This window comes from Fusobacterium sp. FSA-380-WT-3A, from assembly GCF_012843705.1.
Taxonomy (GTDB): Bacteria; Fusobacteriota; Fusobacteriia; order Fusobacteriales; family Fusobacteriaceae; genus Fusobacterium_B.
Genome location: NZ_JABAFQ010000014.1, coordinates 36,827 through 48,791 on the forward strand (window position 1 = coordinate 36,827; position 11,965 = coordinate 48,791).

At 24.5% G+C, this 11,965-nt stretch carries 10 protein-coding genes; 2 read left to right on the forward strand and 8 right to left on the reverse strand.

Annotated features, from left to right (window positions below):
• The first annotated feature begins 10 nt into the window (after window positions 1-10).
• Window positions 11-730, forward strand: coding sequence for an MBL fold metallo-hydrolase (locus tag HF862_RS08155; protein WP_170187379.1), 720 nt, complete (start codon window positions 11-13; stop codon window positions 728-730).
• 198 nt (window positions 731-928) lie between these two features.
• On the opposite strand, the gene eis is transcribed toward HF862_RS08155, so the two are convergent.
• The 8 genes from eis to rpmH form a co-directional block, all read right to left on the reverse strand.
• The gene (gene eis / locus HF862_RS08160; RefSeq protein WP_170187380.1) at window positions 929-2,080 is read right to left on the reverse strand and encodes an enhanced intracellular survival protein Eis; all 1,152 of its coding nucleotides are present in this window, start codon (window positions 2,078-2,080) and stop codon (window positions 929-931) included.
• 397 nt (window positions 2,081-2,477) lie between these two features.
• Window positions 2,478-4,337 carry a tRNA uridine-5-carboxymethylaminomethyl(34) synthesis enzyme MnmG gene (gene mnmG, locus HF862_RS08165; protein WP_170187381.1) on the reverse strand — a complete coding sequence of 620 codons (1,860 nt, stop codon included), beginning with the start codon at window positions 4,335-4,337 and terminating at the stop codon, window positions 2,478-2,480.
• A gap of 372 nt (window positions 4,338-4,709) precedes the next feature.
• Window positions 4,710-6,080, reverse strand: a complete 1,371-nt coding sequence (gene mnmE, locus HF862_RS08170) for a tRNA uridine-5-carboxymethylaminomethyl(34) synthesis GTPase MnmE (protein ID WP_170187386.1) — start codon at window positions 6,078-6,080, stop codon at window positions 4,710-4,712.
• 11 nt (window positions 6,081-6,091) lie between these two features.
• Window positions 6,092-6,952: a R3H domain-containing nucleic acid-binding protein gene (locus tag HF862_RS08175; protein ID WP_170187382.1), complete on the reverse strand. Its 861-nt coding sequence runs from the start codon at window positions 6,950-6,952 to the stop codon at window positions 6,092-6,094.
• Window positions 6,953-6,958: 6 nt separating this feature from the next.
• Complete coding sequence (locus HF862_RS08180) at window positions 6,959-7,564, reverse strand: YidC/Oxa1 family membrane protein insertase (RefSeq protein ID WP_170187383.1); 606 nt, start codon at window positions 7,562-7,564, stop codon at window positions 6,959-6,961.
• On the reverse strand, window positions 7,565-7,801 hold the full coding sequence (gene yidD, locus HF862_RS08185) for a membrane protein insertion efficiency factor YidD (protein ID WP_027128564.1): 237 nt from the start codon (window positions 7,799-7,801) through the stop codon (window positions 7,565-7,567).
• Between the two features lie 7 nt (window positions 7,802-7,808).
• Entirely contained in the window at window positions 7,809-8,150 is a 342-nt protein-coding gene (gene rnpA, locus HF862_RS08190; RefSeq protein WP_170187384.1) for a ribonuclease P protein component, read from the reverse strand.
• 47 nt (window positions 8,151-8,197) lie between these two features.
• Window positions 8,198-8,335: a 50S ribosomal protein L34 gene (gene rpmH, locus HF862_RS08195; protein ID WP_027128566.1), complete on the reverse strand. Its 138-nt coding sequence runs from the start codon at window positions 8,333-8,335 to the stop codon at window positions 8,198-8,200.
• Between the two features lie 868 nt (window positions 8,336-9,203).
• Here rpmH and HF862_RS08200 point away from each other — a divergent pair.
• Window positions 9,204-11,045, forward strand: coding sequence for a chromosomal replication initiator DnaA (locus tag HF862_RS08200; protein WP_370456854.1), 1,842 nt, complete (start codon window positions 9,204-9,206; stop codon window positions 11,043-11,045).
• Window positions 11,046-11,965: the final 920 nt, after the last annotated feature.

The window sequence follows — 11,965 nt, forward strand, 5'->3', positions numbered from 1 at the left end:
TGGAGGAATTATGAAAATTTTTTATATATTTCACAGTGGTTTTGCTATAGAATTAGATAATTACAAATTTATCTTTGATTACTACTCAAAATATAAAAAAGAAAATAGAAAATTTAAAATAGAAGATTTTATTATTGATAGTAAGAATATTCTAGTTTTTTCATCTCATAGTCATAATGACCATTTTGATGAGAAAATTCTTAAATGGAAAGAGGTTAATCCAAATATTAAATACATTCTAAGTGATGATATTAAATTAATTTCAAAAAATTTTAATTGCCACTTTGTAAAAGAGGGGGATATATTAAAAATTGATGATATTGAGATAAAAGTTTTTAGTTCAACTGATTTAGGAGTTTCATTTTTCATAAAATACAAAGATAAAACTTTCTTCCATTCAGGAGATTTAAACTGGTGGTATTGGTCAGATGACACAAAAGAGGAAGAAGAATATATGAGAAATCTATATTTTGATAAAATTCAAGCTATTGAAAACTCTTTAAAAGGTGAAACTATAGACTATCTTTTCTATCCTGTTGACCCAAGACTTGAAGAATTTGGTTTTTTAGGTGTTGAATATTTCCTAGAAAAATTAAAAGTAAAAAATCTTATACCTATGCATATGTTCCGTAAATATAATTTTGTAGATAAATTAGAGCTAAAACTAAAAGATATATCTATCATCAAAACTAAAGAGGAAAACTCTTTAATCTTAGAAACTGAAAATTAAGAAATAATTATTGTTTACCTTTGTATTTTTGTATAGTTAATATAAGTTATACAATTTCTTAATAATTTTTTCTACCTCATTTTACTATATTTTGAGGCAGAAAATAATAGTATGATGCATTAAACCTAAAGAGTTAATAAAAAAGGAGATTATTGTTTTATAATAAAAATTTACAATATCTCCTTTTTATAATACTTTTTATTGATAATCTTGAATATAGTTTTTTCCAACCACAAATACTTTTTTCAATTCTTCCAAAGCTTCAATATTTTTTACTTGAATTTTCTCCAAAAATAACAATTCATCTACAGTAAGTTGTCCAAATAAAAGTGAAGATAAATCACCTATATTTATTTTAATATCCCAATAGTTAGATTTTTCAAAACTTATTTCTCCCTCACTATTAAATTTATAAACTCCATTATTTTCTTCTATTATATCATCATTTATAAAAATATTAATGTTTATATGACTATATTTTACCATTCTAAATACTGATATTGGGTTTAAAATTCTACCCATAATAAATGGATATTTTTCTTTAGTTATAGTATTTTGATTTAAAAAACAATAATCTAATATACTATCATCAGGGTTTTTTATTAGGATTTCTTGATAATATTCCTTAAAAGTTTTTACAAAGGCAAGTAGATTTTCTATAGCCTTTTTGTCCACTCCAAATATTTCTCTAATCTCAATCTTTTCTTTTCTATAAAGAGCTATATAACCTTTTATCTCATTATCTAAATAAATAGAATAAATATCTCCACCATCATTTCTAATCTCTCCTATCCATTTTTTATAATATTCTCTATCTCTTTCTACATAGGTATTAAAATTTTTCATTCTTTCCCTATAAATTTTATCCAATTCTAAATAATCTCTATCAATATCAACTTTTTTTATACTATAATCTCTATCTATTTTATTATAGGGAATTTCATCAATTTTCATAGAATATTCTACTAAATTACTTATATATTCAAAGCCGTATTTTCTATATATCATTGGATTTATTGGACAAAGATAGAAAAATTCCATTCCTTTATGTCTATTATCAATAATACAACTTTTTATTAATCTATCCATATAACCTTTTCCTCTATATTCTGGCAAAACTCCTACACCTACAATATAGACAGAGTTAAATAGATTTCCATTTATATTCAATTTATATGGATTTTCATGAAGTGAAGCTTTAATCTCATTATCTTCTTCTAATACCAAAAATTTATCTTTATTATATAGATTACTAAAATAAAATTCTCTCTCCTCATAAGAATCTAAAAAACACTCTTTCCAAATCTCTTTGGCTTTTTCAAAATCTCTATCTAATCCATATCTTATCATTGATATTCTCCTTTTTATATTTTTCTATATTATAATTTAAGTGAGAGAAAAAATCTATTATAAATTATTTTATTTTAATTATAAATTTTATTTTTATTCATATACATATTATTTTCATAAAAGTTTTTAATATGAATTTAATATTATTCCTTATTTTTCATTGACATCTAAATTTTATTTTTTAAAAGATTCTTTTAGAGAAAAATTATATAAAAATCTATTTTTTATTTTTATTTATATACACATTTTATTCCTTCAATTTAATTCATTTTATATAAAATTAATTCAAATTTTAAAAATTAAAATATATCTTTTTATAAATAAAATTTTCTAATCAAAAAATAAAAAAGACTACCTTATATTGTGTGGTAGACTTTTTTATTTTTGTCTATATACATTATTTTTTATTTATATTTCCTAATAATATAGCTATATCATTTCCTGTTACTCCACTTATTCTACTAGCCTCACCTATTGATAGTGGTCTTACTTCACAAAGTCCAGCTCTAGCTATATTTGATATACCTTGTACAGTTTCAAAATCAAAATCTTTCGGTATCATTATCCCCTCTAATCTTTTGAATTTTTCAATCTGTTCCATCTCTCTTTTGATAAATATATCATACTTAGTTATGGTTTCAATTTGACTTCTTACAAACTTAGGATAATTTTCTATATCTAAACCTAACTCTTTTGCCATATCTTCATAAGTTAACTCTTTAAATTTAAGTAACTCATTGGCTGTAATTCCCTTAGTAAGTTTTTTATCAGAACCATATTTTTCTAAGATTTCATTGGCCAATCTCATAGGTACTTTTACCTCTTTCAAATGTTCTACTTCTTTTAAAACATTGGCTTTAGCCTCTTTTAATATTTCTATTTTCTCATCTGATAAAAGTCCAATTTCAATAGCTTTATCCAAAAGTCTCATAAATCCATTATCAAATCTTAAAGTCAATCTATATTCAGACCTAGATGGTAAAGCTCTATAAGGTTCTGGAGTTTTCTTATGGATAATATCATCTATTAAAACACCAATATATCCTTCACTTCTATCTATTATTACAGGGTCTTTTCCCATAGTCTTTCTAGCAGCATTAACACCAGCTATAAATCCTTGGGCAGCTGCCTCTTCATAACCAGAAGTACCATTTATTTGACCAGCTGTAAATAATCCTTCTACAATTTTATTTTCAAGACTTGGATACATTTGATAAGCTGGTATATAGTCGTATTCAACAGCATAACCATATCTCATTATTTTGGCATTTTCAAGTCCAGCTATTGTCTTTAATATAGCATCTTGAGCAAAAGGAGGCATAGCTGTTGTAAGTCCATTTACATAAAGTTCATTTGATTCACTTGATTCTAACTCTAAGAAAATTTGATGATTTTTCTTTTCTGGAAAGTTAAGAACTTTTCTATCAATAGATGGACAATGTCTAGGTCCGTGAGTTTCTATAATTCCAGATACTATTGGAGAATATTTAAGTAATTCTTGTATAACTTCAATAGTTTTTTCAGTTGTATGAGTAAGCCAAGTTGGTACTACATTATTCTCCTCTTTTTCAGTAAATAATGAGAAATATCTAGGGTGTTTTTCTCCTTCTAACTCCTCCATTTTAGAGAAATCTACTGTTTTTTTATCAAGTCTAGGAGGTGTAGCTGTTTGGTATCTCTCCATGTGAATTCCAGCTTTTATAATACTATCAGAAAGTTTTTCAGCTGCTTTTTCTCCTTGTCTTCCACCTATATATTCAATATCCCCTATAACTATTCTACCATTTAAAAAAGTTCCTGTAGCTAAAACTACAGCTTTAGAATAGTATCTAAGTCCTAAAGAGGTTACAACCCCTTTTATTTTTCCTTCTTCTACTATAATTTCATCTACACTTTCCTGTAATGAATCTAAATTATCAGTAGACTCCACTAAATCTTTCATTTTAATTCTATAAAGATATTTATCAGCCTGTCCTCTAGTTATTCTAGCAGCAGGACCTTTACTTGTATTTAAGTCTTTTAATTGAAGATTATATTTATCAATATGTCTTCCCATCTCTCCACCTAAAATATCAAGTTCAGCCACTAGGTTACTTTTTCCAGGACCACCGATTGATGGATTACAAGACATCATTGAAATTGTATCTAAAGATAAAGTTATAAGTAAAGTTTTTCTTCCAAGTCTAGCAGAAGCAAGGGCTGCTTCAACACCTCCATGACCTCCACCAACAACTATAACATCATATAAATTTTCCATTTATGTTTCTCCTTACAAATTTTATTAATGTATATATACATTAATAATTACCCTTAATATCCAAATTCTTTTTCTATACTTCCAAAATAAAATTTTTGTAATAAAAAAATCTAAATTAAAAATTATGTAATTTATGATGAAAAGTTAGATTAACTTAGTGATATGGAACGCTTAAAAACACAACTGTTTGAGCAAATCGAGTTTTGTGTTTTTAGTGAGACGAACTCTAGTTAATCAACTTTTTGGAATATGGAATAATTTTTAATTTTATTTATAATATATTTTTAATTTCCGAAAATTTTATTTCTTAATAATTTTAAAGTTAACAAACAATAAAATAAGGACTATTAATAATAACAGCCCTTAATTTTTCTATTTACCTACACAGAAATTACTAAATATATGGTCTAATAAATCTTCACTAGATATCTCTCCAGTTACCTCTGATAATGAATCCATAGCATCATTTAAATCCACAGCTATTAAATCCATTGGATAACCCATATCTATTGTTTCAAAAATATTTTCTATAGCTTTTTTTGTTTTTTCAAGAGCTGATTTATGTCTTATATTTGTGATTATAAGCTTTTCAGAACTATCCTCAATATTTTCAGATAGGATAAAATTATAAATTTCATTTTCAAGATTTTCTATACCGATATTTTCAAGAGCTGATATCTCTATCCATTTCTTAACTTTAGTTAGAGAAGTTATATCTAATTTTCTCTCAATATCTATCTTATTTAATATTCCTATTACCTTTTCACTTTGGATATTTTCATATATCTCTTTGTCTTCTTCAGATAACTCTCTTGAAGAATCCATTACAAATAATACTAAATCTGCTTCTTGTAAAACTTTTTTAGATTTTTGAACCCCAATATTTTCAACTTCATCTTGAGTTTCTCGAATTCCAGCTGTATCTACCATTACTAATGGTATTCCTTTAATATTAATAATTTCCTCTATTGTATCTCTTGTAGTACCAGCAATACTTGTTACGATTGCTCTTTCCTCTCTTAAAATTGAGTTTAAAAGGCTAGATTTTCCAACATTAGGCTTTCCAACAATAGCTGTTTTTATACCCTCTTTTATCATCTTACCTTTATCATATGATTCTACAAGTTTTGTTATTGTATCATGTACATTATGTAAATCTCTTATAAGATTATCAGGGATTGGTTCATCTACACCTTCCTCTGGATAATCTAAGACCACATTAACATGAGCAGCCACATCTAAAAGTATCTTTTTAAGATGAGCTATTTGTTCTTTTAAATCTCCTCTCAAATTATTTAAAGAAAGAGATATACTTTTTTCTGTTTTTCCATGGATTAAATCTATTACAGCTTCAGCCTGAGTCAAATCAAGTCTTCCATTTAAAAAAGCTCTTCTTGTAAACTCACCTGGTTCAGCTATTTTACATCCATTTTTTAATACAAGTTCCAATACTTTTTCAGTTATTAAATATCCCCCATGACAGTTTATCTCTACAATATCCTCTCTAGTATAAGTATTAGGAGCTTTCATAACAGATACCAATACTTCATCTACTAAAGTTTCATTGTCATAAATATGCCCATAGTTAATTGTATAACTTTTTATATCCTCAACATTTTTTTGAGATTTAGGTTTGAAAACTTTCCCTAGTATCTCAATAGCTTTATCTCCAGATAATCTAACTATACCTATTCCACCTTCACCACGAGGTGTAGATATAGCAGCGATAGTATCAAACATTATACCTCACCTACTTATCTTTTTCTTTTAATAATAATATATCTTTTTGGGTCTTTTCCTTCACTGTAAGTATCTAATTCTGGATATTGATTGATAATTTCGTGAATTATCTTTCTTTCTCTAGGAGGCATAGGATTTAATCTTATAGTTTTTCTAGTTCTAATAGCTTTTATTGCCATTTTATTAGCTAGTTCCACTAAAGTTTCATTTCTTTTTTCTTTAAATCCTTCTACATCTATCTCTATTCTAACCTCTTTTATAAGAGAGTTTAATAGATATTCAAAACTATTTAAAGTTTTTCCTTTTTTACCAATGATAATTCCTTTATCTTCTCCAGATAGATTAATTACATAGTTTCTTCCAATAGTTCCTGTAAATTCCACGTCTAAGTTTAATCCCATATTTTCGATTAACTCTCTTGTAGAAGTTAATATTTTTTCTACAATCTCCTCTTTTGGCTCTACATTAACTAATACTCTTTCAACTTCTTCCTCTTTCTTTTCATTAACTATAGCTACTTTAACTGGTTTTTCTTTTTTCTCCACAGTTTTTTTAGCTTTTCTTTCATTTCTTTCTTTTCTTAAATCTCTAGCAGTATGTCTTTCATCAATTGGTTCTACCTCAATGATTTTTTCCTCTACTACTTTAACTTCTTCAACGACTTCCTCTTTCACTTCTTCTTTTTTTAACTCATCTAAAGAAGTTACATAAGTTACATCATACACACCTTCTTTAGAAAATAATCCTAAAAAAGATTTACTTTTAACTTTTTCTACAACATCTACAATTTGCTCTTCTGATATACTTAAAACCCTTGCAGCTCTTTTTTTAGCTTCTTCGCTGTTCATAGCTTTTACTTCTATAACTTCTGCCATAAAAAACTACTCTCCTTTTTTCATAACGAAATATTGTTGTATAACCCCTGTTAAACTTGATACTAACCAATATAATTGTAATCCACCAGGCATTTTATAAGAAATAAATACCATCATAATAGGGAACATATACATCATATTTTTCATTTGAGGATTATCACTAGTACCCATAACTTTTTGTTGTACAAATGATACTACCCCGTTTAATATTGGTAAAATAAAATAAGGGTCTGGAGTTACTAGAGAGAACCATAAGAAAGACTCATCTGGTACAACTCCCTCTTTTCTTAATACACCAAATAAAGCCCATAAAATAGGTAATTGAATAAGAATAGGTAGACATCCACCTGCTGGGTTAACTTTATGTTCCTTATAAAGTTCCATTGTTTTTTGATTCATTAATTGAGGGTCAGAACCATATTTCTTTTTAATCTCCTCAATTTTTGGTTGTAATTTTTTCATCTCTTTCATTGACTTATCTTGTTTTAATGTAAGAGGTAATAATACAATCTTAATAAATATTGTAAGTAATATAATTGCTACTCCAAAATTTCCTGTCATTCCATGAAACATAACTAAAAGTTTTTCAAAAATTGCGTATAAAAAATTCATCTACCTTTTCTCCTTATTATTTTTTAATTCTGGTACTGGGTCATATCCCCCTTGACTGTAAGGGTGACATCTTAATATTCTTTTTATCCCTAAAAAACCTCCTCTTATTATACCATATTTTTCAATCGCTTCATAGGTATAAGCTGAACAAGTTGGAATAAATATACAATTTTTACCTAAAAAAGGGGACAAAAATTTTTGATATCCCTTAATTAATAGTAAAACTATTTTTTTCAAAATTAATTTAATCTTTAAAAAGCTTTCCTTTATAAAAAACTTTATCAAGGTCTTCCTTCATCTCCTGAAACTTTAGTTCCTTAAATTTTTCTCCTGCGTTTTTCTTACCAACAAAAATAATATCATACCCTTTTTGTATTCTATCTTCAGAATTTCTATAATACTCTCTAAATAATCTTTTTATTCTATTTCTACAAACAGCATTTCCAATTTTTTTACTAGCTACAAATCCACATCTATTATATTCTAAATTATTCTTCAAAAAAAATACAAGGGAATAAATTCCATAAGTTTTTTTTCCATAATTATAAACTTTTTGAAATTCAGCATTCTTAACTAATTTTTCCATAATAACTCCATTATTTCAAAAAACCCGGTGATTTGCTACACCGGGTTCTATGCTGATAATTTTTTTCTTCCTTTAGCTCTTCTTCTTTTTAATACTTGTCTTCCACCTTTAGTTTTCATTCTTGCTCTAAATCCGTGGTCTTTTTTGTATTTTCTATTATTTGGTTGATATGTATGGAATTTCATCTCTAAAAATTCACCTCCTAAAAACTTTCTATATTACAGTATATTATTTTAAAAGAAAAAATTGATTTTGTCAAGTAGATTTATTATTATTTTTATATTTTTCAAAAAATAATAAAAAAATAAAAATTAAAAAAACAACAGCTCTTTTAGTTGTTTTTTGTTTATATGTTTATATGTATAATGTAAAGACTAAGTTATTAAAAAAATTTTAGTTAGTTATTGATTTTCAACAATTAAAAAAATTTTTTTATTATTATTCATATACAATGATTTTCATAAGGGATTTTTAAGGATATTATAAAATTTTTAATAAAAAAATCTAATATTTTCAATAATTTTTTACTATAAAAAATTATTATTGAATATATACACAAAAAAGAAACTTAGTTTTATTGTAGTTTTTATTTTCAAAAAAATATTTATCTAGTAATTTCAAAGATTTATTTATACCCAAAAATATTATTGAGTATATACAAAAATTTTTATATTGATTTTACAAGAAAGAAAAAAAATATTTTAAAGATTTTTATTGATATCAAAGAATTTCATAAAAAAATTAATTATTATTGAGAGTATACATAAAAATTTTAATAAATTTTTTTGTATTTTCAAGGATTATATAGATAATATTCATAATAAAAATATATTTTTTAATCCTATTATTTTATATTTAAAATTAGTTTTTTATTGAAATAAGAAAAAACAAACATATAAATTATTATTGAGTATAAACATATTTTTATAAATTTTTCAAAAAAAGCTTGTAATAAAATATATTTAGATTTATAATATGATACCTAAGAAAAATTATTAATGATGATATACATATAAAAATCAAAAATAATAGGAGCTGTATCATATGAGCAATATAAAAAAAAATCAAGAAGTTGAAGATGCATTAGAAAGTTTTAATATTGTTTCATCTGATTCCCTTATAGAAGATATCAACAAAATGGATATGAAGATGAAAAATCTTCCTGATATTGAAGTAAAAGAGGTTGTTATTCAAGGGGCTGGAAACTTTTTAAACCTTCAGGGAAATATTATAAATATCCCTGTTGAAATGATAGTATTTCCTTTTTTTACCCCTCAAAAACAAAATAAGAGAATTAACTTTCAATACTCTTTTGAGGATTTAGGAGTTACTATGTATTGTACTTTAGTTGCTAAAGACAATAATGATATGGTTTATCAGCCATCTATGTTTGAAGAAAAGATATACAATTTTCTAATCTGTATGTATGAAGGGAAAAAAGATTCTCCTACAGAGGAAGGTGAGTATATAGAATTTGAGATTTCAGATTTTATAGTCAACTTCTTAGGAAATAAAATGAATAGAGTTTATTACACCAAAGTAGAACAAGCTCTTAAAAATTTAAAAAGTACTGAATATCAGTTTGTTGTTTCAAATCATACAAAGTTTGGTAAATATAGATTTGAAGATGAAGAGTTTAAACTCCTTACTTACCAAAAACTAAAAAAAGGGAAAAAAGTATTTTATAGGGTTTTATTAAATAAAAATATAAGACAAAAAATAAAAGATAAAAGATATATTAAATATAACTCAAAAGCTCTTATGGAAATAATTACAAAAGACCCTATAGCTGGTAGAATTTATAAATATATAAGTAAAGTGAGATATGAAGAAACTGATGGACGGATAAATTTAAGAACCTTAGCTGCTATTATACCTCTTAGAATGGAGCAAGAAACAGAGAGAATTACCAAAACAGGAGAAACTAAAATCTATGTTTTAAACAGAGCAAAACAGGTGTTAAAAAGAGTTTTAAAAGCCTTTGATATATTAGTTGAATTGGGATACATATTAGAATACTCCTATGATGAATCTAAAAAAGAAGATACTTACTATATAAATTATACGTTCAATGTTGAAAAAGATGGTGAATGTCATATCTCAACTTTCATAGAATCTAATAAAACAAAAATGATTACAAACAAAAATAAAAATACTTCTTCTAAATCTGATAAAATTAAATCTAAATCTTTAGAAAATTTAGATATAGATGATATAGAATACAATCCAGAGGATATTCAAGAAGCTGAAATTATAGAAATTAAAGATAAACCTAAAAAAGAAAAAGCTAAACCAAAATCAGACCCTTATAAAGATTTACCTATCTCTTTAGTAGAACTTATTCATAAAGCTAAGAGAAATATCTATGCTTCAAGAGCTTGGGATAAGAGAACAGATACTAAGATTAGGAAAATATATAACGAAGATGGAGAGGAATTAGCTGCTGAAGTTTTAAAAATTATTTACAAAAACTTAAATAAAAATGTTAGAACTACCCTTGTTCAATATATAAATGGTATCCTAAAAAATATAGATAAGGGTGAATTTACAGAGAAACAAAACTTAACTTTATTTAATAACGAAGTTAAAGAGAAAACAATCATCAGTAAAAAGAAAATAAAACAAGCTAGAAAGAGTATTAAAAAATCTGTAATATCTGATATTAACACATTAAAAGAAGATGTTGATATTCCAAATGATATTAAAGATATAATTAAAGAATTTGAAAAATTAGATGACTATGAAAAATTAAAAGTGGAAGAGGAAGCAATTAAACTTTGTTCTAATGAGACAGGAACAGATGAAAATTTCCTACTTCTCATGAAAAATACTTCTAAACTTATATATTTAAATACTATAAAAAAATATATAGGTCAAATATTAGAAAGAAAATAATCATTAAAAAGGTTGTTATTTTTAAAAGTTGTTAATGAAATAGAATTTTTATAATTTAAGATATTTTATGGTTTATAAAAAATAATATCAATGTTTTTAAGGAACTTTGTTATTTTTAATAAAATAAATAAAAAATCTATGCAAAGAAAATTTTATTTTACAACAATATTACATATAACAACTTTTTTTATTACTAATCTTCCAAAAAAATAATTCTTAAAAATAACCATCAAAATTAACTTCCCAATAAATAAATTTTTCCTCCAGATAAAATAGCTATTAAAAACAGAATAATTTCTAGATTCTAACAAATTTTAAGAAAAATATAAATAAAAGTCAATTTTAAATTCATATTAAAATTTATTTAAATATAATAAATACAAATAGATACGTTTATAAAAATCAATTAAAATATTAATGTATATATACATTAATAAATAATTATTTATCTCAAGATTATTCATTTTTTCCTTTTTATCTCTACTCTAAGATATAAAAAAATTCGAGTAATTTTAAAATATAATGTTTTTTTCAATCTAGTCTAAAGAATATTTTATTTGGTGATAATATTATTCAATTGTAAATTATAAAAATGTAATTATTTGTATTATACTGTCTAACTTCCTATTTTAAATACTTTTAAAGTGATTAATATAGTAGTTCGATTTTTTTTAGAAATTATTTTATTTAAGTTTACATATAAATCTTCTAAATAAAAAATATAGAAAAAGTATTTAATTTCTAATTAATCATTATAATAATTTAATCAATTATTAAATGATTAAAATTATAAAATACTGACAGTATCTAAATAAAAAGTTAATCTTTTATAAAAAAATATCAAATAAAAAATAACCATTATAATTTAAATATAGATAATATAAATATCTTGAGAATTAAAGAATATTAAAGTATTTAAT

Bases quoted from the DNA above. Each gene is read 5' to 3' on its own strand.
- HF862_RS08175 (WP_170187382.1), bottom strand. From the start codon at position 6,952: ATGGCAGAAGTTATAGAAGTAAAAGCTATGAACAGCGAAGAAGCTAAA.
- eis (WP_170187380.1), bottom strand. From the start codon at position 2,080: ATGATAAGATATGGATTAGATAGAGATTTTGAAAAAGCCAAAGAGATT.
- rnpA (WP_170187384.1), bottom strand. From the start codon at position 8,150: ATGGAAAAATTAGTTAAGAATGCTGAATTTCAAAAAGTTTATAATTAT.
- HF862_RS08180 (WP_170187383.1), bottom strand. From the start codon at position 7,564: ATGAATTTTTTATACGCAATTTTTGAAAAACTTTTAGTTATGTTTCAT.
- rpmH (WP_027128566.1), bottom strand. From the start codon at position 8,335: ATGAAATTCCATACATATCAACCAAATAATAGAAAATACAAAAAAGAC.
- mnmG (WP_170187381.1), bottom strand. From the start codon at position 4,337: ATGGAAAATTTATATGATGTTATAGTTGTTGGTGGAGGTCATGGAGGT.
- HF862_RS08155 (WP_170187379.1), top strand. From the start codon at position 11: ATGAAAATTTTTTATATATTTCACAGTGGTTTTGCTATAGAATTAGAT.